This is a genomic window from Nonomuraea longispora, from assembly GCF_004348345.1.
Classification (GTDB): domain Bacteria; phylum Actinomycetota; class Actinomycetes; order Streptosporangiales; family Streptosporangiaceae; genus Nonomuraea; species Nonomuraea longispora.
In genome coordinates this window covers 13,349-36,261 of record NZ_SMJZ01000077.1, presented here as the reverse complement: position 1 = coordinate 36,261, position 22,913 = coordinate 13,349, and the positions used below count along the sequence as shown (strand labels likewise).

At 70.4% G+C, this 22,913-nt stretch carries 22 protein-coding genes and 1 pseudogene; 11 read left to right on the top strand and 12 right to left on the bottom strand.

Annotated elements, in window-relative coordinates; translation table 11 throughout:
• Positions 1-120 precede the first annotated feature (120 nt).
• Together E1267_RS20930 and E1267_RS20925 are read left to right on the top strand one after the other, a co-directional pair.
• The gene (locus E1267_RS20930; protein ID WP_132334278.1) at positions 121-612 is read left to right on the top strand and encodes a YajQ family cyclic di-GMP-binding protein; all 492 of its coding nucleotides are present in this window, start codon (positions 121-123) and stop codon (positions 610-612) included.
• A gap of 203 nt (positions 613-815) precedes the next feature.
• Positions 816-1,289: an NUDIX hydrolase gene (locus tag E1267_RS20925; protein ID WP_161714312.1), complete on the top strand. Its 474-nt coding sequence runs from the start codon at positions 816-818 to the stop codon at positions 1,287-1,289.
• Here E1267_RS20925 and E1267_RS20920 read toward each other — a convergent pair.
• The 8 genes and pseudogenes from E1267_RS20920 to E1267_RS46500 all read right to left on the bottom strand — a co-directional run bounded on the left by E1267_RS20920 (position 1,264) and on the right by E1267_RS46500 (position 11,241).
• On the bottom strand, positions 1,264-2,754 hold the full coding sequence (locus E1267_RS20920; RefSeq protein ID WP_132334276.1) for a hypothetical protein: 1,491 nt from the start codon (positions 2,752-2,754) through the stop codon (positions 1,264-1,266). The genes E1267_RS20925 and E1267_RS20920 overlap by 26 nt on opposite strands.
• A gap of 2 nt (positions 2,755-2,756) precedes the next feature.
• Entirely contained in the window at positions 2,757-3,608 is an 852-nt protein-coding gene (gene htpX / locus E1267_RS20915; protein ID WP_132334275.1) for a zinc metalloprotease HtpX, read from the bottom strand.
• Between the two features lie 117 nt (positions 3,609-3,725).
• Positions 3,726-5,255, bottom strand: a complete 1,530-nt coding sequence (locus E1267_RS20910) for an NADH-quinone oxidoreductase subunit N (RefSeq protein ID WP_132334274.1) — start codon at positions 5,253-5,255, stop codon at positions 3,726-3,728.
• On the bottom strand, positions 5,252-6,871 hold the full coding sequence (locus tag E1267_RS20905) for a complex I subunit 4 family protein (protein ID WP_342774850.1): 1,620 nt from the start codon (positions 6,869-6,871) through the stop codon (positions 5,252-5,254). The genes E1267_RS20910 and E1267_RS20905 overlap by 4 nt, the downstream gene beginning before the upstream one ends.
• Entirely contained in the window at positions 6,868-8,781 is a 1,914-nt protein-coding gene (locus E1267_RS20900; protein ID WP_132334273.1) for an NADH-quinone oxidoreductase subunit 5 family protein, read from the bottom strand. The genes E1267_RS20905 and E1267_RS20900 overlap by 4 nt, the downstream gene beginning before the upstream one ends.
• Before the next feature lie 224 nt (positions 8,782-9,005).
• Positions 9,006-9,287: pseudogene (gene nuoK / locus E1267_RS47665) on the bottom strand (NADH-quinone oxidoreductase subunit NuoK); the annotation flags it as partial.
• Entirely contained in the window at positions 9,287-10,009 is a 723-nt protein-coding gene (locus E1267_RS20890; protein ID WP_132334272.1) for an NADH-quinone oxidoreductase subunit J family protein, read from the bottom strand. The gene E1267_RS20890 and the pseudogene nuoK, both read right to left, overlap by 1 nt.
• Positions 10,006-11,241, bottom strand: coding sequence for a 4Fe-4S binding protein (locus tag E1267_RS46500; protein ID WP_342774851.1), 1,236 nt, complete (start codon positions 11,239-11,241; stop codon positions 10,006-10,008). Before E1267_RS46500 ends, E1267_RS20890 begins: the two co-directional genes overlap by 4 nt.
• 314 nt (positions 11,242-11,555) lie before the next feature.
• On the opposite strand from E1267_RS46500, the gene E1267_RS20875 reads away from it, so the two are divergent.
• Complete coding sequence (locus E1267_RS20875; protein WP_132334271.1) at positions 11,556-12,740, top strand: serine/threonine-protein kinase; 1,185 nt, start codon at positions 11,556-11,558, stop codon at positions 12,738-12,740.
• Between the two features lie 47 nt (positions 12,741-12,787).
• Here E1267_RS20875 and nuoH read toward each other — a convergent pair whose 3' ends face one another.
• The 3 genes from nuoH to E1267_RS20860 are packed head-to-tail and all read right to left on the bottom strand — an operon-like array spanning position 12,788 to position 14,731.
• Entirely contained in the window at positions 12,788-13,729 is a 942-nt protein-coding gene (gene nuoH / locus E1267_RS20870) for an NADH-quinone oxidoreductase subunit NuoH (protein ID WP_132334270.1), read from the bottom strand.
• On the bottom strand, positions 13,722-14,264 hold the full coding sequence (locus E1267_RS20865) for an NADH-quinone oxidoreductase subunit C (RefSeq protein ID WP_132334269.1): 543 nt from the start codon (positions 14,262-14,264) through the stop codon (positions 13,722-13,724). Before E1267_RS20865 ends, nuoH begins: the two co-directional genes overlap by 8 nt.
• A complete protein-coding gene (locus tag E1267_RS20860) occupies positions 14,261-14,731 on the bottom strand; it encodes an NADH-quinone oxidoreductase subunit B (RefSeq protein ID WP_236666688.1) in 471 nt (156 codons plus the stop codon). Before E1267_RS20860 ends, E1267_RS20865 begins: the two co-directional genes overlap by 4 nt.
• A gap of 235 nt (positions 14,732-14,966) precedes the next feature.
• On the opposite strand from E1267_RS20860, the gene E1267_RS47320 reads away from it, so the two are divergent.
• Positions 14,967-15,095: a hypothetical protein gene (locus E1267_RS47320; RefSeq protein ID WP_281283671.1), complete on the top strand. Its 129-nt coding sequence runs from the start codon at positions 14,967-14,969 to the stop codon at positions 15,093-15,095.
• Between the two features lie 62 nt (positions 15,096-15,157).
• Here the strand turns inward: E1267_RS47320 and E1267_RS20855 are convergent, their stop codons facing one another.
• Positions 15,158-15,529, bottom strand: coding sequence for an NADH-quinone oxidoreductase subunit A (locus tag E1267_RS20855; protein WP_132334267.1), 372 nt, complete (start codon positions 15,527-15,529; stop codon positions 15,158-15,160).
• A 172-nt stretch (positions 15,530-15,701) separates the two neighbouring features.
• On the opposite strand from E1267_RS20855, the gene E1267_RS20850 reads away from it, so the two are divergent.
• The 7 genes from E1267_RS20850 (at position 15,702) to E1267_RS20825 (ending at position 22,912) form a co-directional block, all read left to right on the top strand.
• Entirely contained in the window at positions 15,702-17,129 is a 1,428-nt protein-coding gene (locus E1267_RS20850; protein WP_132334266.1) for a polysaccharide deacetylase family protein, read from the top strand.
• Between the two features lie 31 nt (positions 17,130-17,160).
• Complete coding sequence (locus tag E1267_RS47945; RefSeq protein WP_311132193.1) at positions 17,161-17,250, top strand: putative leader peptide; 90 nt, start codon at positions 17,161-17,163, stop codon at positions 17,248-17,250.
• A gap of 120 nt (positions 17,251-17,370) precedes the next feature.
• Positions 17,371-19,215, top strand: coding sequence for a 2-oxoacid:acceptor oxidoreductase subunit alpha (locus E1267_RS20845; protein ID WP_132334265.1), 1,845 nt, complete (start codon positions 17,371-17,373; stop codon positions 19,213-19,215).
• Positions 19,208-20,254 (top strand): 2-oxoacid:ferredoxin oxidoreductase subunit beta, encoded by a 1,047-nt coding sequence (locus E1267_RS20840; RefSeq protein WP_132334264.1) that lies wholly within the window; start codon positions 19,208-19,210, stop codon positions 20,252-20,254. The genes E1267_RS20845 and E1267_RS20840 overlap by 8 nt, the downstream gene beginning before the upstream one ends.
• 21 nt (positions 20,255-20,275) lie before the next feature.
• The gene (locus E1267_RS20835) at positions 20,276-21,208 is read left to right on the top strand and encodes a right-handed parallel beta-helix repeat-containing protein (RefSeq protein ID WP_132334263.1); all 933 of its coding nucleotides are present in this window, start codon (positions 20,276-20,278) and stop codon (positions 21,206-21,208) included.
• Positions 21,201-22,193: an NAD-dependent epimerase/dehydratase family protein gene (locus tag E1267_RS20830; protein ID WP_132334262.1), complete on the top strand. Its 993-nt coding sequence runs from the start codon at positions 21,201-21,203 to the stop codon at positions 22,191-22,193. Before E1267_RS20835 ends, E1267_RS20830 begins: the two co-directional genes overlap by 8 nt.
• Positions 22,194-22,249: 56 nt before the next feature.
• Positions 22,250-22,912, top strand: coding sequence for a polysaccharide deacetylase family protein (locus E1267_RS20825; protein WP_132334261.1), 663 nt, complete (start codon positions 22,250-22,252; stop codon positions 22,910-22,912).
• Position 22,913 lies beyond the last annotated feature (1 nt).

The following is a 22,913-nucleotide window of genomic DNA, read 5'->3' as shown; positions in this document are numbered from 1 at the left end:
GGCTGGGGGCCTGCGCCGCGGGCCGATGCTGGCTAGGCTCGTGCGCTGGGTCCGTGCCGTGGCGTTCGCCGTACCGGTGGGATCCGGAGAGTGCTTTCCGCAGTTGAGAGGATGGGTGTTTTGGCTGATTCGTCGTTCGACATCGTCAGCAAGATCGACCGGCAGGAGGTCGACAACGCTCTGAACCAGACGGTCAAGGAGGTCGGGCACCGCTTCGACTTCAAGGGCACGGGGGCGAGCATCAGCTGGTCGGGTCAGGAGAACATCGAGATCAAGGCGAACAGTGAGGAGCGGGCGAACGCCGCACTCGACGTGTTCAAGGAGAAGGTGGTCAAGCGGGGTCTGTCGCTGAAGATTATCGATGCGGGCGAGCCCAGGCTGTCGGGCAAGGAGTACCGCATGCTGGTCAGCCTGAAGGAGGGCATCGACCAGGAGAACGCGAAGAAGATCTCCAAGATGATCCGCGACGAGGGACCCAAGGGAATCAAGGCGCAGATTCAGGGCGAGGAGCTTCGGGTCAGCTCCAAGAAGAAGGATGACCTTCAGGACGTCATCACGCTGCTCAAGGGTAAGGATCTGGACATCGCCCTGCAGTTCGTGAACTACCGCTAGTTCGCGGGCGTGGAAGCTGGTTCGCGGGCGTGGAAGCGCGACGGCTCCGGTGGCGGCGGAGGGCATACCGGGGCATCGAGGGCTCTGAGGCGCCCGGAGGTTCACGGAGGTACCCGGGGCACACGGCAGGGCGCGGCGTTCTCGTACGAGGGCGGCGCGGTCCCTCCTGTGCCTCGGGGCCGGCCCACCTATGCTCGTTTGTCGTGACGAAGATCCCTCTGCGCCGTTTCACGGCACGTGCTCTGCCCATCGACGATCACGACCGCGTACTGCTGCTTTATGGCTTTGATCCCGTGCGCCCGGATCAGCCGTTCTGGTTCACGATCGGCGGGGCCGCCGAGGGTGGCGAGACGTTGCAGGAGGCGGCGGCGCGGGAGTTGTTCGAGGAGGTCGGGATGCGGGCGGATCCGCAGGAGTTCACCGGGCCGTACGCATCCAGCGTCATCGAGTTCGAGTGGTCCGACTACGCCATCACGCAGGATCAGACGTTCTTCGCGATCAGGGTCGGGCCCGGCGCGGCGGTGTCGTTCGAGCACATGGAGCAGATCGAGAAGGACACGACGACCGCCTACCGGTGGTGGAGCGTGGCGGAGCTCGAGAGCACCCGCGAGGTGTTCTTTCCCGAGAACCTCGCCGAGATCCTGCGTAAGATCACTGCGGACGGAGGACCCGCGTAGCGCCTGCGATCAACGCCGTGGCGAGGATCCAGCCGCACACGATCAGCCCGTACGCGAGCCACTGCGTCCATCCCCCGGGGTCGAACATCTCCCGTTGCCCGAACGCGGGGATCGGGAGCAGCAGGTCGAAGCTGTAGGCGAACGAGTTGAAATCGGGGCTCTCGTCGGGTTTGAGGGCTCTTGGCGGGTTTATTGCGAAGACGACCGTTCCGACTGCCAGCAGGAGCGTGAACCACATGCCGGCCAGCCAGGGACGATAGCCGTAGCCGACCGCCGCATCCAGCAGCCGCCCCCAGATCCGGCCGCCGAGCCCCTGCGTCTGCCGCCTGGCGCGCAGCTTGGCGAGCTGGGCGCGGCGGGCGAGCGCTTCGTTGCCGTCGCTGATGTACCAGGCGGCCAGTTGCTCGTACGGCTGCGGCCGGAACCCCTCCGGGTCGCGGGTGACCCATTCGATGCGCCGGGCCACGCCCGAGCCGCGCAGGCGGTCGTACGTGAGGCCGTTGAGCCGGAGCTTGGCGGGCCAGGTGTCGGGGTTGTCGTGCAGGGTGCCGACCCTGGTGTGGGCGAGGGTGACGACGCCGTCGATGGGCTCCGACGGCGTGAGTGACAACTCGCGAACCTCCATGTGGCTCGCGTGGAGGGCGTAGCGGGTGTCGGGGCTGTTGAAGGCGCCGCCTAACGCGAGCGTGCCGTTGATGCGGGCGCCGCGTAACCGCACGCAGCCGGATGCCTGGAATCCACCGGAGCAGCGCATGCTGTCCTCGACGACCATGTTGTCGGCGGTCAGGGCCTCCTTGCCGGGATTGCGGAGGGTGGCGCCGTCGAGGAAGAACCCCCCGTTCAGCCGCGAACCGACCAGGCCGACTCCGCCGGTGAGGTCGGCGTTGCGCATGTACATGCCGGCGTCGACGACGATGGAGTTCGCGTGGAGCGCCCACTCGCCGTCGCCGGACACCACCTTGGTGCCGCCCAGCCACAGGCCGCTCTCGAACTGGGCCCGGCTCACACGGACGGTGCCGGTGACGTGGGAGCCCGAGAGGCTGAGATGGCCGGCGACCCGCATGCCGCCGCCGCTGAGGCCGGGGAAGTGGCAGTCGGTCAGGCGGAGGGTGCGGGTGGCGGAGCCGGTGAGCTGGATGGGTTGGTCGAGGTGGCATCCGCTCAGGACGAGTTCGTACGGGATCGTGCCGCCGACGATCGACAACCGGCCGGTGATTCTGGCGCCGCGCAGGCGTACGGCCGGCGCGGCGCCCCCGCCCTCGTCATGGGCGCCGAGCAGCAATCGGGTGATCACCTCGGCCCTGATCGTACGGTCGGGGCCCCAGGTGTGGCCGTCGGTGGGCGCGTTGGCCCCTGCCGTGCGGCCGGCGCCCATCTCGACCGGGGCCAGCTCGACGAGCCGGCCCGTGGGGAAGGCGTTCCAGAGTTTGCGCTCCGCTTTGGTCAAGCGTGGAAATCGGCCCATCGTCAACGACGATATCCGGCCATGCGCTCGAGTCGGGCGACTCTCTCGGAAGTGGGCGGGTGGGTGGAGAACAGACGGCCGAAGCCGGAGCCGCTGAACGGGTTGGCGATCATCATGTGGGAGGCCGAGGTGAGGCGGCTGTTCTCCGGGAGCGGGAGGCGGCGGGCGCCCAGTTCGATCTTGCGCAGCGCCGAGGCCAGCGCGAGCGGGTCGCCGGTGAGCCGCGCGCCCGACTCGTCGGCCTGGAACTCCCTGGTGCGGGAGATCGCCATCTGCACCATTCCGGCCGCGACCGGCCCGAGCACCATCATGAGCAGCGCGCCGACGAAGCCCGGCCCCTCGTCGTCATCCGACCCGCCGAAGAACACCGCGACGTAGCTGAGCCAGGTGATCATCGTGGCCAGCGCACCGGCCACCGAGGCGACGAGGATGTCTCGGTTGTACACGTGTGACAGCTCGTGCCCGATCACCCCGCGCAGCTCGGCCTCATCGAGCAGCTTGGTCAGGCCGTACGTCACGCACACCGCTGCCTTGCGCGGGCTCCTGCCCGTCGCGAAAGCGTTGGGCTGCACGGTCGGCGAGATGTACAGGCGCGGCATCGGCTGCCGGGCCTCGGTCGACAGCTCGCGCACGATCCGGTAGAGCGTCGGGTGCTCGACCTCACCGACCGGACGGGCGCGCATGGCCGACAGGGCGATGCGGTCGGAGAAGAAGTAGGCGACGCCGTTGGTCGCCAGGGCCAGCATCAGCGCCATCTGCGCACCGGTGCCGCCGCCCAACCACGCGCCCACCGCCACAAGGAACGCCGACAACCCACCGAGAAGAACGGCGGTGCGCAGACCGTTGTGGTGCAAGGCTCCCCCTTTCGTGCCTGGGTTCACCTCAGTCCAACGATGATGACCCGGTGCTTCGTTCCCCGGTGTGCTCAGCTGAAGGCAGAGCGCGACCTTTCCCCTGCGTGCCGTGACGTGTCAGCCGAACGCGGACAGAGCGGTGGCGTCGAGAACCAGCTGGGGAGCGACCGAGAACAGCACGGCGACGGCGACGGCGAGCCCGATGGCCGACCCCGTGGCCGGGAACGTGCGCCGGGGCGCGGCGTCCCGTTCCGCGGCGGGTGCGAACAGCCGTGCCGTCCAGACGGCGTAGTAGTAGAGGCCGATCACGGTGTTGGCCGCCATGACCAGCGCCAGCCAGCCGGAGCCGCCCTCGACGAGCTCCCTGAAGACGAACACCTTCGCGAACAGTCCGGCCAGCCCCGGCGGCAGCCCCGCCAGGCAGATCAGGCAGAACGCCAGCGCGAGCCCGGCGACGGGACGGCGGAACACCAGGCCGCGGTAGTCGTCGAGCTCATTGCGGGTGGTGGTCTTCGACACGAGCATGACGACCGCGAACGCGCCCAGGTTCATCGCGGCGTAGATCACGAGGTAGGCCATGGACGCGCCGACCGCGGTGACGCCGTCGGCGGTGACCGTCACGGCCAGCGGGGCCAGGATGTAGCCGGACTGCGCCACCGACGACCAGGCGAGCAGGCGTACGGCCGAACGCTGACGCAGGGCGAGCAGGTTGCCCGCGGTCATGGTCAGCGCGGCGAGCACCGCGACGATCGGGATCCACGTGGCGGCCTGCCCGGACAGCGCGGCCACGAGTACGAGGATCAGCCCCGCGAACCCGGCCGCCTTGGAGACGACCGACAGCAGAGCGGCGACGGGGACGGGCGCACCCTGGTAGACGTCGGCCGCCCAGGCGTGGAACGGCACAGCGGCGATCTTGAAGGCGAAGCCCGCCACGACGAGGACGACGCCGACCGTGCCTACCGCGGGAAGGTCGCCCTGGACGAGCGCCACGCCCGGCGCCTCGGCCTGGCCGCCGAACACCTCCTCCAGGCGGGACAGGAAGACCGTGCCCGCGATGCCGTACAGCAAGGAGACGCCGTACAACATGACGGCGGTCGACACCACCGACACGACGAACAGCTTCACCGCGGCCTCGGAGGAGCGGCCGTCGTAACGTTTGAGCGCGGTGAGCGCGAAGACCGGGAGCGACACCAGCTCCAGCGCCACCACGAGCATGATCAGGTCGCGGGACGCGGGCAGGGTGACCGCGCCGACGAACGTACACAGCAGCAGGAAGTACCACTCGCCCACCGGGATGCCGCCGCCGGCCAGCTCCGTCATCGACAGCAGCACGACGACCACTGCCGCGGCGAGCACCATGCCCGCGAACACCAGCGTGAACCGGTCGGCCACGAACGAGCACTGCGCCGTCGCCGGGTCCGCGAGGCCGGGCGGGACGCAGAACGTCGAGCGCGGCGTGCCGCCCCCGGCCGCCTGGGCGACCACGAACCCCAGGGACACCAGCACGCCCGCCAGCGTGACGAACCCCAGCGCGCCGCGCGTGCGCGGGCGGGCCGGGAGGAACGCGTCGAGCAGCAGCACCAGGCCGGCCGTCAGCGCGAGCACGAGCGGGGGCGCGATGGCGAAGTAGTCGATCTGCTGGATCACGAGGCGACTCCCAGCAGGGTGAGCACGGCGGGGGTGGTGAGCGACAGCAGCAGGCCCGGCCAGAGCCCGAAGAGCAGGATCAGCACGACGAGCGGCGTCCACGCCAGCAGCTCGTGGGTGCGGACGTCGCCCGGCGGGCGCCCAACGTCGTCCAGGACCGCCGGTGGCGGACCGGCCACGTCGTCCGGGACCGCCGGTGGCGGACCGCCCACCTCCTGGAGCACCCGCGCCGCCGGGCGGGCGGGGCGCTGCGGGCGGCCGTGGGTGACGCGGGACAACATGACCAGGAAGTACGCGGCCGTCAGCACCGCCCCCAGACCGCCGATCACCATGTAGGTGAGGAACAGCGGGCGCGGCAGGACGTTCGCCGGCTGGAAGGCTCCGAACAGCGCCAGCATCTCCCCCCAGAACCCGGCCAGCCCCGGCAGCCCGAGCGAGGCGATCGACGCGAACGTGAGCAACGACCCCAGCCGTGGCAGCGTGGCCAGCATGCCGCCGCCCAGCGAAGGCATGTCTGCGGTGTGGTAGCGGTCTTTGACCGCTCCGGCCAGGAAGAACAGCAGGCCGGTGATGAGGCCGTGGGCGACGTTGGCGAAGAGGGCGCCGTTGACGCCCACGGGGGTCAACGTGGCGAAGCCCAGCAGGACGAAACCCATGTGGCCGACGGAGGAGTAGGCGATCATGCGTTTGAGGTCGCGCTGCGCCAGGCAGGCCAGGGCGCCGTAGACGATGCCGACGACGGCGAGCGCGCCGAGCCACGGCGCCACGGCCGCGGCCCCGTCGGGGAGGATCGGGATGGCGATCCTGGCGAAGCCGTACGTGCCCATCTTGAGCAGCACCCCGGCGAGCAGCACCGAGCCCACGGTGGGGGCCTCGGTGTGGGCGTCGGGCAGCCAGGTGTGCAGCGGCCACATGGGCGTTTTCACCGCCAGGCCCACCCCGATCGCCACGAACGCCAGGATCTGCACGGACCTCGCCATGCCGGCGCCGTGGGCTGCGGCCAGCGCCTCGATGTCGAGCGTGCCCGTCTGCGCCCACACCAGCAGCAGGCCGAGCAGCATCACGACCGAGCCGAGCAGGGTGTACAGGATGAACTTGGCCGACGCCGCCCCGCGCCCCTCGCCGCCCCAGATGGCGATCAGGAAGTACATCGGGATGAGCACGACCTCGAAGAACACGAAGAAGAGCAGCAGGTCGAGAGCGAGGAACGTACCGATCATGCCCACTTCGAGCACGAGCAGCGTGAACACGAGCGCTCTCGGCCGCGCCCTCATGAGCTGCTCACCGGCCCGCTCGCGACCCCAGCACAGGTAGACGAAGCACAGGAACGTCAGCAGGGCCGTCAGCGCGACCAGCGGCAGCGAGATCCCGTCGACGCCGAGGTGGAAGCGGAGCCCCAGCCCGGCGATCCACGGCTGGTCGACCTCGAACTGCGGACGCGCCGCCCCGGCGTAGTCGAACACCGCCACCATGAGCACGGCCAGCGCCAGCGTCACGCCGGACAGGACCAGCCCGTACGCGCGCAGACGGGGACGCAACGCGTGCGGCGCGAGGAGCAGCAGGAGCGCGCCGACCAGCGGCACCGCCAGGAGCGCGACGGGAAGCCAGCCCATCATGCGAACACCACCGCCCCGACCACGATCAGCAGGACACCCGCCAGCAGCCCGCTCACGTAGAGCTGGACGTTGCCGTTCTGGGCGAATCTCAGCGCTCCCGACAGGCCGCGCGCAGACCTGCCCGACCCGCGTACCGCGCCGTCCACGACGTGGTCGTCGGTGCTGACCACGAGCCTGGCCAGGACCATGACCGGGCGTACGAGGAGCGCCGCGTAGAGGCCGTCGACGTAGAACGCCCGCTCGCACGGCACCCGGAACGGCCCCAGCAGGCGGGCCGGGTCGGCGGCGGGGTCGATGCGCCAGAACGCGTAGACCGCCCCCGCCCCGAGGAGGGCGAGCACGACGCTGGTGGCCGCCACGCCGGGCGCGAGGTGCGGCTCGACGGCGAAGCCCAGCAGCAGGGCGGGAACGGCGAGCAGGGCGACGGGTACGAGCATCGAACGCGGGGCCTCACGGCCGGTTACGACGTGGGCGGTGCCGGGCGCGGGCTCGGGCAGCGCGGCGGGTTTCGCCTCGCCGAAGAACGTGCGCAGCCAGGCCCTGGTGGCGTACGCGCCGGTGACGGCCACGGTCGCGAGCGCGCACGCGTGCAGGAGCAGGGCGGCCGCGTCGGTGAGGCCCCCGGTCGCGAGCGCGCCGTCCATCGCCACGAGCAGGCTGTCCTTGCTGAAGAAGCCGCTGGCCGGCGGGAGGCCCATCAGCGCGGCGAACCCGATCGTCATGGCCGCGAACGTGACCGGCAGCTCCCGGCGCAGACCGCCCATCTGCGACATCAGGTTGGAGCCGGCGTGGTGGATGACCACTCCCGCGCAGAGGAACAGCAGCGCCTTGAACGCCCCGTGCGTCACCAGGTGGAAGACGGCCGACGTGTCGGAGCCCGCGGCGAGCCCGCCGGCCATGTAGGCGAGCTGGCTGACCGTGGAGTAGGCGAGCACACGTTTCAGGTCGTCCTGCGCCAGCGCGGCCAGCGCGGCCCCCAGCATGCCCAGCGCGGCGACGACGGCAAGCACGTCGAGCGTGGGCCGGGCGGCCAGGAACGCGGGGAAGAGCCGGGCCACGATGAAGATCCCGGCGGCGACCATGGTGGCGGCGTGGATGAGGGCGCTGATCGGCGTCGGACCGGCCATCGCGTCGGGCAGCCAGGTGTGCAACGGCACCTGGGCGCTCTTGCCCGCCACCCCGGCCAGCAGCAACATCGTGGCCGTCACCAGGGTCGCCGGCGACATCTCCGGCACCTTCGCCAGCACGTCGGCGACGCGGAAGCTCCCGGCCGCCATGCCCAGCACGAAGATGCCGAAGAGAAACCCGACGTCGCCCAGACGGGTCACGAGGAACGCCTTGACCGCGGCGCGCGAATTGCCGCGGTCCTCCCACCAGTGGCCGATGAGCAGGTAGGAGCACAGGCCCATGATCTCCCAGCCCACGTAGAGGACAAGGAGGTCACCCGCGTACACGACCAGCAACATCGCGCTGGTGAAAAGGCTGATGAACGCGCTGTAGGAGGGGTAGCGCGGGTCGTCTCGGAGATAGCCGATCGAGTAGATCTGCACGGCCAGGGCGACCAGGGTCACCAGGACGCCGAGGACGCCCGACAGGTCGTCGGCCTGCAGGGTGAGTGAGATGGGGACGCCGCCGGTGACGATCGTGCCGTATGTCCGGCCGGTGAGGGATGACGTGCCTTCGCCGTTGAGGAAGGCGAACCCCGGACCCCAGGCCAGCCAGACGGCGAGGACGGCGGAGGCGGCCGTGGGCAGGACGGCGATCCAGGCCGCCCTGGTGTTGGCCCGCGCGCCCGCCACTCCGCCCGGTTCGGCCGCCGGGCCTCGCCTGTGGAGGAGGCGGGGAAGCAGCAGGCCCGCGAAGGCGGCCAGGAAGGGCAGGAGCACGGCCAGCAGCGGGAAGGTCGTCATCGCCTGCCCCCTCGCTTGACGGGCTTCTCAACCGCGACGGAATGCCCCTGGTCCAGGACTTGATGCTGGTTTTGATCCAGGCTTCGGTCCTGGCTCGGTGGTGGTGTGCCGGGGTCGTGGCCCTCGTCCGTGGGCGCGCTCGGCGGGGGCTGCGAGCCGCCGGCGGTGAGGGTGCTCGGCACGCCTCGCGGGGCGTCTGCCGGCTCGGCGAGGTCACGGAGGCGGTCGATGTCGACGGTGCGGCGGTTGCGGTAGAGCGCCAGGATGATGGCCAGACCCAGGCCCACCTCCGCGGCGGCGATGACGATGACGAAAAGGGTGAGCACCTGGCCGCTGTGCAGGCGGTCGCCCAGCCACACGTCGAACGCGACCAGGTTGAGGTTGACGGCGTTGAGCATCAGCTCGACCGACATCAGCACCAGGATCGTGTTGCGCCGGGCGAGCACTCCGTAGACGCCGACGGAGAAGAGGAGCGCGGAGACGACCGCCGGGTAGACGATGTGCACTAATGACCCCCGGTCTGCTCGGGTGGCGTGCTGCCCGTGGTCCGGTCGGACGGCGATGTGCCCTCGGGCTGAGCCGGGGGCTGGACGGTTCCGGGCTTGGCCGGAGGCTGGATGGTCTCGGGGTTGCCGGGGAACGGGGTGGCGTCCGGCGGGCCGGAGGACGGACCGCTCGTCTGCTGGGCGGGGGCGCCGCCGGGGATGTCGGTGCGGGACAACACGATCGCGCCGATCAGCGCGGCGAGCAGCAGCACGGACAGCGCCTCGAAAGGCAGCACCCAGGTGGCGAACACGCTGGCGCCCAGCTCCTTGGCGGCTCCCTTGCCGGGACGCAGCGGGGTGTAGGCGGTGCGGAAGCCGTCGATCACCACGGTGACCAGGAGGGCCGCCGTCGCCACCGCCACCACGGCGGCGACCAGCCGGTTGCCGCTGTCGAGATCTTCGGAAGGGCCGATGGGAGCGCGGGTCAGCATGATGCCGAACAACATCAGCACGACCACCGCGCCGACGTAGATCAGGACCTGGACCCACGCCACGAACTCCGCCGTCAGCACGAGGTAGCCGCCGGCCAGCGCGCCGAAGCAGACCACGAGCCAGAGGGCGGCGTGAACCAGTTGCCTGGTCGTGACGACGAGCAGCGCCGATCCGACCGCTACCGCGCCCAGCAGCAAGAAGACGATCTCTTGCCCGGTGGGTGACAGGTAGGAGGGCACCGCCTCGGTCACGACTCCTCCTCGGACTCCCTTGTGTCGTCAGGACCGAGCCGCCCTGGCGGTCGGATGGACCGTGGATCGGCCATCCTGCGCTTGCGGGGGCTCGCGGGTGAAGTCTGCTCTGGCGGTTGAGGTGCCGGTTGTTCCTGAGCAGGTTCGTTGGGACGGTCGGCTGGCGGGCGTCCCGCATCAGCCGCCGGTCGCGGGTCGGCCGAGGGGTCCGCTGAACCGGTCGCTGCGTCCTCCGGCTCGGTGTCCCCCTGCTCAGGGCTCTCGGTCGGCTGCTCGGAACTCTCGGCCGGGGCGTCGTTCCGAGGGCGGGACGGGAGAGCGCCGGGAGGCCGGATGGCCCGTACGTTGGCCATCGATCTGCGCGGACGCTCGCCGCGACCGTCCGTGGGGCGCGGTGACGCCGCAGCCGTCGTAGGCGTGTCCGGCTCCGGCGGGCCGGACGCTGCGCTTCGCTCGGTGGCTCCGGTGGAGGAATCGGACGTACCGGGCGACGAATCCCCCGCGGATGTCGGCGTACCGGACGTGTCCCCTGCAGAAGCCGGGGTGCCGGGTGGCGTGACCGTTGCGGACGCAGGCGTGCCGGGCGACGTGTCCCCTGCAGATGCCGGGGCGCCAGGCGGTGTGTCCCCTGCGGACGCGGGCGTGCCGGGCGGCCCCGCGGTCCCGGGCTCTGGCGCGCTCGTCCCCGGCTCACGTGCAGCAGCAGCGCGTTTCGGCGGCCCGGCCGCGGGGTCCGTGGTGCGCGCGGGGGCCGCTCCCGGCGCCGGTGCGGCGGCCGTACGCCGGCCGGGCGGCGCGTCCTGCGTACCGACGTCTGGAGCGGCGCCGGCGGCGGGCTTCTGTGCGGCGGGAGGCCTCCCCGACGGTGTGGCGCGGGAGGCGCGGCCGGCGGCCGGGCGGCGGGGAGCGGCCGTGAGCTCCTTCGGCGGCTCGGCGCCGGGGTCGTGGGCGGGAGGCGGCGGTACGGTCTGGGTCCAGGCGGCCAGCTTGTCCTTCTCGTGGAGAAGGTTGCGGATGTCGCCCTCGGCGTACTCGAACTCCGGTGACCAGAAGAGGGCGTCGAACGGACAGACCTCGATGCAGATGCCGCAGTACATGCACAGGGAGAAGTCGATGGCGAAGCGGTCGAGGACGTTGCGCTGGCGGGCGCGGCCGCCCTCGGGGGCCGGGATGGTCTCCTTGTGCGAGTCGATGTAGATGCACCAATCGGGGCATTCCCGGGCACAGAGCATGCAGGAGGTGCAGTTCTCCTCAACCAGGGCGATAACGCCTCGGCTCCGCGGCGGCAGGGCGGGCTTGACCTCGGGATACTGCTGCGTAACCGATTTACGCAGCATGTGGCGAAGGGTGATGGACAACCCTTTCGCCAGTCCGACTCCCGGTATCCGCCCCATGTTCAACATCATGACGCACTTGGCCTCGCACGTGAATGAGCCAGAGCATTGTCCCCGGTTTTTCCACAGCTATCCACAGGCAGGCCGATGGTTATCCACAACCTGTGTGCTCGCCCGATATGAACCGGTCGCTGAACGATAGTCTCTCCGGCATGCAACAGAGCCATTCAGTCCGTCCCAGTGGCGGGAGGTGGGCGGCCGCCGTCTTGTGGGCCTGCCTGCCCCTGTTCACCTGCGGCCTGGCGACCCCGGTCACCATCGGGTTCGCGGCTTACTGGTTGCGAAACGTCTGGCACTTCGTCGCCGCGTGCGTCTACTTCGTCGGCATCGGCTCGTTCACGATCTCGGCCCTCGCATACGCGGAGTTCGCGGACATCCCGGAGCCCCTGGCCGTCATGGTCACGTTGGGCCTGCTGCTCAGCTGGGGCGGAGGGGTCGTGCATTCGGGTTTTCTCGTGCCCCACATGGCGCGCGCCCGCCTCAGAGCGACGCCCCTTCCTCCGCACCGGCCGATGGAGATGGGCAGGCGCACCACCTCCCCCGGTCAGCACCATCGGCCGCGCACCGGGCAACTCGAGTGGGTGGGCCACTACCGGGTGCTGCGGGAGCTCGGACGGGGCGGGCAGGGGGCGGTCTACCTGGCGACGGCACCCAACGGGACGCGGGTCGCGGTGAAGGTGCTGCACGACCTGGTCGACGAGGTGGCGCGCAAGAGGTTCGCCCGGGAGGTCGACGCGGCCCGGCGGGTGGCGACGTTCTCCACAGCCCGGCTCCTCGACGTGAGCGTCTCCGGTCAGCACCCCTACATCGTCAGCGAATACGTCGAGGGCCCGTCGCTGGAGCAGCTGGTCAAGAAGCACGGGCCACGCGACGAGGACGGCCTGACCCGGCTGGCGTTGGCCACGGCCGGGGCGCTGGCGGCCATCCACAAGGCGGGCATCGTCCATCGCGACTTCAAACCGAGCAACGTGCTGATCGGGCACGACGGCCCCCGCGTGATCGACTTCGGCATCGCCAAGGCGCTCGACCAGGTGACCATGACGACGGGGAAGATGGTCGGCACGCCGCCCTACATGTCGCCCGAGCAGTTGTCGGGAGAGACCGTGGGCCCGCCCTCCGACGTGTTCAGCTGGGCGTCGACGATCATCTTCGCGGCGACGGGCCGGCCCGCGTTCGGGGAGGACACCGTGCCTGCGGTGTTCAACCGGGTGCTCACGATCCAGCCCGATCTGTCGTCGCTGCCGCCCGCCTTACGCGGGATCGTGGGCGCGTGCCTCAACAAACGTCCGGACGAACGGCCCTCGGCCTCCGACGTGATGCTGGCCATCGTTCACTGACGCCTCCCGCCGCCGAGCGGGCTCGAAAAGGGCAGGACGGCGCCGCGTCAGATGAGGACCTTGACGACGCCGGTGAGCGCCAGCTGCACGAGCGCCAGCGGGACGAGCCCGGCCCAGGCGAGCTTCTGCAGTTGGTCCTCGCGCAGGCGCGGATAGGTCACCCGCAGCCAGATCACCACGAACGCCAGCGCGAACACCTTGACCAGGGTCCACAACCAGCCGGGCAGGAACGGCCCGTGCCAGCCGCCCAGGAACAGGACGGTGGTCAGGAAGGACAGGACGACGATCCCGACATATTCGGAGAGCATGAAGAGCGCGAAGCGCATGCCGGTGTACTCGGTCATCGGGCCCATGATGATCTCGGACTCGGCGATCGGCATGTCGAACGGCGGGCGCCGCAGTTCCGCCAGCCCGGCCACGAAGAAGACGATGCCGCCGACGGCCTGCCACGGCAGCCACCACCACTGCCACGCCTCGACGATGCCGGGGAGCGACAGGGTGCCCGCGGCCATCGCGACCGACGAGGCCGCCAGCACGAGGGGCAGCTCGTACGCCATGAGCTGGGCCGCCGAGCGCATGCCGCCGAGGACGGAATACTTGTTGGCCGAGGCCCACCCTGCCATGATCGCGCCCAGGACTCCCACGCCCATGACGGCGAGGACGAAGAACAGGCCGAGGTCGAGATCGACGGCCACGAGGCCGCGGTCGAGAGGGATGGCGATCAGCACGAGGAGATACGGCACGAGTGCCACACCCGGGGCGATCATGAAGATGCGGCGGTCGGCCGCGGCCGGGACGACGTCCTCCTTCTGCGCGAACTTCACTCCGTCGGCGATGAGCTGCGCCCACCCGTGGAAGCCGCCCGCGTACATCGGCCCCAGCCGCGACTGCATGTGCGCCATGACCTTGTGCTCGGTCTGCCCCACGATCAGCGGCAGCACCAGGAACACGACCAGGATGACGGCGAAGCTCAGCACCACGTCAAGCATCGGGCGGCCCCCAGTCGGCTGGAACTCCCGGCGGAAGTGTCTTGCGGCGGCTCGGGGCGCCGTGTCCTGACTCGCCGGGCTCCTTGGCGCCGGGCCAGGGCTTGGCCACGCGGGCGGCCAGGATGAAGTCCTTGCGCAGCGGGTGGCCTTCGAAACCGTCGGGCAGCAGGAGGGGGACGAGGTTGGGGTGGCCGTCGAAGATCACGCCGAACATCTCGTACGTCTCGCGCTCGTGCCAGTTGGCGCCCCGGTAGACGGCGACGGCGGTGGGCAGGTGGGGGACGGTGCGCGGTACGCGGGTGCGCAGCAGCAGACGGGTGCGGGCGTCGAGGTCGCAGACGTGGGCCACCACCTGGAAGGCGTCCGGCGGGTCGTCGACGCCGGTCAGCCAGTCGAAGAAGCTGTGGCCGAGCTCGTCGCGGGCGAATGCCAGCAGCTCGATCCAGTCGCCGGGTGCGACGTCGACGGTGACGTCGCCGTACGACTCGGTGATCTCGGCGCGCTCGCCGAACCGCTCGGCGATGCGCGCGGTCACGCCTCCTCCGGCGAGTGGGCGCGTGACCACATGTAGCGGTCGCTCAGTTTCTCCCCGGCGATCTTCTCCTGGAGCTGGGTGATGCCGTAGAGGAGCGCTTCCGGCCTGGGCGGGCAGCCGGGGACGTAGATGTCCACGGGAATGATCTGGTCGACGCCGTTGGTCACGCAGTAGGAGTCCCAGTAGGGGCCGCCGCTGTTGGAGCAGGCGCCGAACGAGATCACGTATTTCGGATCGGGCATCTGCTCGTAGAGGCGTTTGACGGCGGGGGCCATCTTGTCGGTGACCGTGCCCGAGACGATCATGAGATCGGCCTGCCGGGGGCCGTTGGCGAACGGGATGACGCCGAAGCGGATGAAGTCGTGGCGGCTTGCCGACGTCGCGATGAACTCGATGGCGCAGCAGGCCAGCCCGAAGTTGAAGACCCACAGCGAATAGCGCCTGCCCCAGTTGAGAATGAAGCGCATGGGTTTGGGAGCCAATCTGGAGATCGGCCCCACTGTGGGCATCGGGAGATCCGTTGCTGCCATGTGGACATTCTTACTCGGATCAGGGGGAACGCAAAGAGATCTTCCCTGGCATGAACAGGCTGTGGTGCCTGCAGGACACGTTCCCAGCCTGCCGGCGCCTCCGGGAATTGCGTACGGCTCACGGATCAGGAGGGGAAGGTGCGGCCGAGGAGCAGGGAGTGGCCGGCGACACGTGCAGCCCGACGCCTCCACCATCGCCGCGAGCCCCGGGCCGCGCGACCGTGACCGGGTGACGGGCCTCACGCGTGAGATCGCCGACCGGAGCTCGGCGTTCCGGGCAGGCTGCCTGGCGCTGCCGTAGGCCACCACCGCCCAGACCGGCCTGCCTGCCGCGGGTGGGCGCGGCGTCGCGGGGCGGCGGGCTCACGTCCAGGTGAGTACGCGTTTGCGCCAGGCGTAGACGATGCCGAGGGCGATGAACCCCAGGAACACGAACATCTCGACGAGCGTCGTCAGCCCGTAGCCGGGCGCGTCGAAGATGGTGGCCCAAGGGAACAGGAAGACGGCGTCCACGGCGAAGACCACGTACAGGTAGGTGAAGACGTAGTAGCGGACCTGGGACTGCGCCCAGCCGTCGCCCACCGGGTCGACCCCGCACTCGTACGTGGTCAGCTTGTCCGGGGTGGGGCGCGACGGGCGGAGCAGGCGGTTGGCGAACAGGGCGCCGGCCACGATGGCGACGCCGATGGCGAGCAGCGCGGCGACGAGCACGTACGACCCGTAGTAGCCGTCCATGACGGGATGGTAACCCAGGGAAGCCCCAAACCGGAGGGTGGTCAAAAGTCCGCTACCGATCATCCCAAATCGGAGTAAATGGCAAGATCGCCCACATACTGTGGCATGCATGCATATAAGGCGATTCTCTGCAGGAATCGCTCTGCTGGCCCTCTCGGTCTCCGGTTGTGGCATGGCCGCCGCCGTTCCCGACAGGGGCATGGTGGTCCCGGCAGAGCCGACGCTGGTCGACTTTGTCGACCCCACGACCGTCGTCGGCCTGTCCACCAGAACCCTCACGGAGGGCGACTCCGCCGGCCGCCGATACGTGCACATCACCTACCCCGAGCTGGACGAGGCCCCCGCGCTCAACCGGGTGCTGCGCGAGCGGGTGCGCGAGCAGCTGCGCGACTTCCGCGAGCGTACGAAGACGAAGGCGGCCGGCCCGCGGCCGGAGCTCAACGTGAACTGGCAGCTCGCCGCCGCCTCCCCCGAAGCGGTGGCCGTAAGGCTGCGCACCGGCGAGAACCTGAAGGCGGGCTGCGGGTACTCCACGCGGACGTACTGGTTCGACCCGCACGAAGGCAGGACGGCCGGCTCCACCGGGCTGCTCGCCGGCAAGGACGCGCTGCGCCGGCTCGCCGTGCTGGTCAAGCGGCAGCTGGTCCAGCAGCGCGGGCAGCAGATCGGGGCGGACGAGGTCGTCGCGGACGCCGGCCGCTTCGACTCGATGGCCTTCAACCGTGACGGGGACCTGGTGGTCGAGTTCGACGACTGCCAGGTGGGGCCGTGCGCGCTGGGCCGGGTGGCCGCGGCCGTGCCGGCGGACGCCGCGGAGCCGCTGCTGTCCGGCCTGGGGAGGCGGGCGCAGGAAGGCGTCAGGACGGCCGCGCGCAAGGACGCGGCGGACCTGACCAGGGTCCCGCCCGCGAACGATCCCGCCAACGATCCCGCCAACGGCACCGAGGCCGTCAGGGCCCTGGCCGTGACCGCCGACTGCGCCAGGACGAAGTGCGTGGCGCTGACGTTCGACGACGGTCCAGGACCCCACACCGGCGCGCTGCTCGACAGGCTCCAGGAGCATCGGGCGCGGGCCACGTTCTTCCCGCTCGGCACGAACACCGCCGCCGACCCAGGGCTGGTGCTGCGGATGAGCGCCGAGGGGCATCTGGTCGGCAACCACAGCTGGAACCACAAGAACCTGTCCGGTCAGCCCACCAGCAAGATCACCGACTCGCTGCGGCGGGCGGGTGACGCGATCGCCGTCGCGACCGGGCGCACGCCGACGCTCGTGCGGCCGCCGTACGGGATCGCGAGCCCGCAGTTGCGCGCCGTCGCGGCCGAGCAGGGCGCGTCGCTGGTCACCTGGGACGTCGACACCCATGACCAGGGCGGTGGCAAATCCGCCGACATCGCCGACAGAGCGGTGCGCGGGGCACATCCAGGTGCGATCATTCTCATGCACGACATCCATCGGGAAACCGTCGACGCGGTTCCGGACATCCTCGAAAGGTTGCGCGGGAAGGGTTACAGCTTTGTCACCGTTCCTGAGTTGTACGGCTCTGCGGGGATGCAGGCCGGACGCATGTACAGCTCAGGGAGCGGAGAGCCCCTGACCTAACCCGCTTGAGGGGGACGTATAGTTGGCGCACGTGACCCGAACCGTCCTGTTCGCCCGCCTGCATGTGGACCTCTGCAGGCTCGCATCCGGGCTGTGTCGTCGTTCTCCCACCTCACCCTGACCCCGCCCGCGTTTACCCGCATTCGCGGGCCGCAAACGCGTGACCTTCCGAGGATCTAGCATGGAAACAGAGAACGCGCCTACATCAACCGCGCCTTGGCGCGTCGAGGAGGACTGAGCTGTGACGAAGCAGGTCCAGCAACTCGACCGCGTGATCATCAGATTCGCCGGCGACTCCGGCGACGGCATGCAGCTCACCGGCGACCGTTTCACGGCGGGCACGGCGGAGTTCGGCAACGACCTGTCGACTCTGCCCAACTTCCCCGCCGAGATCCGGGCCCCCGCAGGCACCTTGCCCGGCGTCTCCAGCTTCCAGCTGCACTTCGCCGACCACGACATCCTCACGCCCGGCGACGCGCCCAACGTCCTCGTGGCGATGAACCCTGCCGCGCTCAAGGCCAACCTGGGCGACCTGCCCAGGGGCGCCGACATCATCGCCAACACCGACGAGTTCACCAAGCGCAACCTGCAGAAGGTCGGCTACGCCACCAGCCCGCTCGATGACGACTCCCTGAGCGAGTGGCGCGTGCACGCGGTCCCGCTGACCTCGCTGACCGTCAAGGCGCTCGAAGACTTCGACCTGTCGAAGAAGGACGCCGAGCGGTCGAAGAACATGTTCGCCCTCGGCCTGCTGTCGTGGCTCTACCACCGGCCGACCGAGCACACCATCAAGTTCCTCGAGCAGAAGTTCGCCAAGAAGCCCGACATCGCCAAGGCCAACATCGCCGCCTTCCAGGCGGGCTGGAACTACGGCGAGACCACCGAGGGTTTCTCGGTGAGCTACGAGGTCAAGCCGGCGCAGCTGCCCCCGGGCGTCTACCGCAACATCTCCGGCAACCAGGCGCTCGCCTACGGCCTGATCGCCGCGAGCGTGCAGTCGAAGCTGCCGCTGTTCCTGGGGTCCTACCCGATCACCCCGGCGAGCGACATCCTGCACGAGCTGTCCAGGCACAAGCGGTTCGGGATCCGCACCTTTCAGGCCGAGGACGAGATCGCCGGCGTCGGCGCGGCGCTCGGGGCCGCGTTCGGCGGGGCGCTGGGCGTGACCACCACGTCGGGCCCCGGCGTGGCGCTGAAGGCCGAGACCGTCGGCCTGGCGGTCACCACCGAGCTGCCGCTGATCGTCGTCGACGTGCAGCGCGCGGGGCCGAGCACCGGCATGCCGACCAAGACCGAGCAGACCGACCTGCTGATGGCGTTGTTCGGCCGCAACGGCGAGTCGCCGGTGCCGGTGGTGGCGCCGATGTCGCCGAGCGACTGCTTCGACGCGGCCATCGAGGCGGCCAGGATCGCCGTCAAATACCGCACACCGGTCATGTTGCTCTCGGACGGCTATCTGGCCAACGGCTCGGAGCCCTGGCGACTCCCCGAGATCGCCGACCTGCCCGACATCTCGCAGGATTTCACGACCGCCCCCAACGGCGAGGACGGCACGTTCCTGCCCTTCAAGCGTGACGCCGACACCCTCGCCCGCCCGTGGGCCATCCCCGGCACCCCCGGTCTCGAACACCGCATCGGCGGCATCGAGAAGGCCGACGGCACCGGCAACATCTCCTACGACCCCGCCAACCACGACCTGATGGTCCGCACCAGGGCCGCCAAGGTCGCCGGCATCGACGTGCCCGACCTCGAGGTCGACGACCCCGACGGCGACGCCAGGGTGCTCGTCATCGGATGGGGCTCGACGTACGGGCCGATCGCCGCGGCCGTGCGGCGCATCAGGAAGAGCGGCGGCAAGGTCGCGCAGACCCACCTGCGCCATCTCAACCCGCTGCCCGCCAACACCGGCGAGATCCTCAAGCGTTACGACAAGGTGCTGCTGCCCGAGATCAACCTGGGCCAGCTGGCCCTGCTGCTGCGGGCCCGCTTCCTCGTCGACGTGATCAGCTACAACCGCGTGCGCGGGCTCCCGTTCAAGGCCGAGGAGCTGGCCGGAGTCATCCAGGACGTGATCGACAGTGACTGAGCTGCTGAACGGGAAGGGGCTCTCGCTCGTTCCCAAGACCGATGTGAAGCAGACCCTGAAGGACTTCAAGTCCGACCAGGAGGTGCGCTGGTGCCCCGGCTGCGGCGACTACGCGATTCTCGCCGCCGTGCAGAGTTTCCTGCCCGAGCTGGGGCTCAGGCGCGAGAACATCGTGTTCGTCTCCGGCATCGGGTGCTCGTCGCGTTTCCCCTACTACCTGAACACCTACGGCTTCCACTCCATCCACGGGCGGGCGCCGGCGATCGCGACCGGGCTGGCGGCCAGCCGGCCCGACCTGAGTGTCTGGGTGATCACGGGTGACGGCGACGCGCTGTCGATCGGCGGCAACCACCTGATCCACGCGCTGCGCCGCAACGTCAACCTCAACATCCTGCTGTTCAACAACCGGATCTACGGTCTGACCAAGGGCCAGTACTCTCCTACGAGCGAGGTCGGCAAGATCACCAAGTCGACGCCGATGGGGTCACTGGACAAGCCGTTCAACCCGATCTCGCTGGCTCTCGGCGCCGAGGCGTCGTTCGTGGCCAGGACCATCGACTCCGACCGCAAGCACCTGCAGTCGGTTCTGCGCGAGGCGACCGCGCACCGCGGCGCGTCGCTGGTCGAGATCTACCAGAACTGCAACATCTTCAACGACAACGCCTTCGAGCAGCTCAAGGACCCCGAGGTCCGCGACGACATCACGGTGCGGCTGGAGCACGGTCAGCCGATCGCGAGCGCCTCGAAGGCCGTCGTACGCGCCGCGAACGGCGGCATCGAGGTGGTGGCCCGCGACAGCGTGAGCGACGACCAGATCCTCGTGCACGACGCGCACAACCCCGACCCGTCGGTGGCCTTCGCGCTCAGCAGGCTCGACGAGCCGGCGTTCGAGCACGTGCCGATCGGGATCTTCCGCCAGATCGACCGGCCGGCCTACGACACGCTCATGGCCGAGCAGCTCGACGAGGCCGTGGGCAGCGCGGGGCCGGGCGGCCTGAGCGAGCTGCTGCTGGGCGGCGACACCTGGCGCATCGGCTGATGATGCGCGGATAATGCCAGGGTGGCGAAGACGTGGTCGTATGTCATAGCCGCGGTCGCCGCCCTGGTCCTGGCCCTCGTGGTCGCCCAGCAGCTCGGCGAGCCCGCGGGCCGGGCCTCGCGGAGCCCGTCCGCGCCCGCGAGCCCGCCCCCGGAGACCGGCAGGCCGGGCCCTCCCGGCTTTCCCGGCGCGGCGTCCACAGGTGTCCCGCCGGGCACCGCGCTCACGGTCGTCACCGGCGACCAGACCTTCGCCAGGGACGGTGAGGTCGTCGAGGGCAAGGTCTTCCACGGCTTCGTGGTGGTGACCGCGCGCGGCGTCACGTTCCGCAACTGCGTCTTCCGCGGCGCGGCCACCTCCGGCGTACGGCCGCTGCTCGACACCGAGCACGGCAAGGACACGGTGGTGGAGGACTCCGAGTTCTACCCCGCCCACCCCTCGCCGTCCATCGACGGCATCTGGGCGGCCTCGACCAAGATCTACCGCTCGGAGTTCCGAGGCACGGTCGACGGCGTCAAGGCCCACACCGCCACCCTGGTCCAGGACTCCTACATCCACGACCTGAGCTGGTTCGCCCACGACCCCGACCAGGGCGGCGAACCCACTCACAACGACGGCGTACAGGCCTTCGCCGACCAGAGCGGCGTCACGCTGCGGCACAACACGATCGACCTGTCGACCACGCGCGGCCCGAACGCCGCCGTACAGTCGTCGGCCGACGACCTGCGGGTGGAGGACAACTACCTCGACGGCGGCGCCTGCATCGTCAACATCGACCACACACCGCTCGAGCGCCCCCTGACCGGGCAGCGCGTCACCGGCAACCGGTTCGGCCGCAACTCCGCGCACGACTGCCCGATCCTGCTGAGCACCCGCTCCGAGCTCGCCGCCGACGCGGGCAACGTCTGGCACGACACGGGCGAGCCCATTCCGTCACCGGACCGACATGACTGACCCGGGAGAGCACATGTCGGCCTGGCGGGGGACGCGCACGCTGGTCACCGGCGCCACCGGGTTCATCGGCTCCCACCTGGTCCGCCGCCTGGCCGGGCTGGGCGCACGGGTGCACGCGGTCAGCCGCCGCCCGCAGGAGGCCGCCGGGCACGTCGAGCGCTGGCACGCGGCCGACCTGTGCGACGCCGCCGCCACGGCCGCACTGGTGGAGGCGGTCCAGCCGGAGGTGATCTTCCACCTGGCCAGTGAGGTCACCGGCGTCCGGGAGCCCGGGATCGTGGCGCCGACGCTGGCGGGCAACCTGGGCGCGGCGGTCAACCTGCTGACGGCCGTGACGGGCGGCCCCGTGCGCAGCGTGGTGCTGGCGGGCTCGGTGGAGGAGCCGCGCGAGGGGCAGGCGCCGGGTTCCCCGTACGCGGCGGCGAAGGCGGCGGCGACGGGGTACGCGCGGATGTTCCACGCCCTGTGGCGGGTGCCGGTCTCGGTGTTGCGGGTGGCCATGGTGTACGGGCCGGGCGAGCCGAACGCGGCCAGGCTGGTGCCGTACGTGACGACGTCGCTGCTGAAGGGGCAGGCGCCCCGGCTCACCTCGGGCGCGAGGCTGGTCACCTGGGTGTACGTCGAGGACGTGGTGGACGCGTTCGTGCTGGCGGGAGCGGGCGGCGCCGCGGCCGGGCACGTCCTCGATGTCGGCACGCCCGAGCCGGTCAGCATCCGCGACACGGCGGAGCTGCTGGCCGCCATCGTGGACGGCATCGTGGACGGCACCGTGGACGGCACCGTGGACGACGCCGTGGACGACGCCGTGGACGACAGGGCGGGCCACAGGGCCAGGCCCGAGTACGGCGCGGTCGCGGCGCGGCCGCTGGACCGTACGCAGCGCTCCGACATCGGGCCCGCCGAGCGCGTGCTGGGCTGGCGTCCGGCGACCACGCTCGAGGCGGGGCTGCGGCAGACCGTCGCCTGGTACGCAAAACGGATGTAACGGTCCAGACCTGGTCGCGATAACTCTCCTGGCGACCTTCTTGACCAGGGGGCAGGATGCGGGCGGTAACCAACCTGACCGTGCACGGCATCGGCGAGACGGCCCGCGCGCTCGAACGGGACGAGGACGCGACGTGGGTGACGGTCGAGCAGTTCGAGCAGGTCGTCGACGCGGTGGCCGGCCGCCCCGACGTACGGCTGACGTTCGACGACGGGAACGCGTCCGACGTGGAGATCGCCCTTCCCCGGCTGGTGGAGCGAGGGCTGCGGGCGGAGTTCTTCGTCCTGGCCGGGCTGCTCGGCGAACCCGGCAGGCTCGACGCCGACGGCGTGCGCGAGCTGGCCGGGGCCGGCATGCGGGTCGGCTCCCACGGGTGGGCGCACCGTGACTGGCGCACACTGGACGGCCCGCAGGTGGCCGAGGAGCTCACCCGGGCCAGGGCCGTGCTCGCCCGGCTCGCGGGCGGGCCGGTGTCGCGGGTGGCCATCCCGTTCGGCTCCTACGACCGCCGGGTCCTGCGCCGGCTGCGGATGGCCGGCGTGACCCGCGCCTACACCAGCGACGGCGGCCGGGCCAGGGCGGGCTCCTGGCTCCAGGCGCGCAACAGCCTCAGGCACGACCTCGACGGCGCCTGGATCGGGCGGGTGCTCGACGGCAGGGCGCCGCTCGCCCGGCGCGCGGGCAAGCTCGGCATGCGCCTGTACAAGCGGGTGCGCTGAC

Coding starts and splice junctions, on each gene's coding strand:
- E1267_RS20905 (WP_342774850.1), bottom strand. CDS start 6,871: ATGATGGGCTGGCTTCCCGTCGCGCTCCTGGCGGTGCCGCTGGTCGGC.
- E1267_RS20830 (WP_132334262.1), top strand. CDS start 21,201: ATGACTGACCCGGGAGAGCACATGTCGGCCTGGCGGGGGACGCGCACG.
- nuoH (WP_132334270.1), bottom strand. CDS start 13,729: ATGCTTGACGTGGTGCTGAGCTTCGCCGTCATCCTGGTCGTGTTCCTG.
- E1267_RS20920 (WP_132334276.1), bottom strand. CDS start 2,754: ATGGGCCGATTTCCACGCTTGACCAAAGCGGAGCGCAAACTCTGGAAC.
- E1267_RS20875 (WP_132334271.1), top strand. CDS start 11,556: ATGCAACAGAGCCATTCAGTCCGTCCCAGTGGCGGGAGGTGGGCGGCC.
- E1267_RS20850 (WP_132334266.1), top strand. CDS start 15,702: ATGGCCGCCGCCGTTCCCGACAGGGGCATGGTGGTCCCGGCAGAGCCG.
- E1267_RS46500 (WP_342774851.1), bottom strand. CDS start 11,241: ATGCTCTGTGCCCGGGAATGCCCCGATTGGTGCATCTACATCGACTCG.
- E1267_RS20860 (WP_236666688.1), bottom strand. CDS start 14,731: ATGCGCTTCATTCTCAACTGGGGCAGGCGCTATTCGCTGTGGGTCTTC.
- E1267_RS20900 (WP_132334273.1), bottom strand. CDS start 8,781: ATGACGACCTTCCCGCTGCTGGCCGTGCTCCTGCCCTTCCTGGCCGCC.
- E1267_RS20825 (WP_132334261.1), top strand. CDS start 22,250: ATGCGGGCGGTAACCAACCTGACCGTGCACGGCATCGGCGAGACGGCC.
- E1267_RS20855 (WP_132334267.1), bottom strand. CDS start 15,529: ATGGACGGCTACTACGGGTCGTACGTGCTCGTCGCCGCGCTGCTCGCC.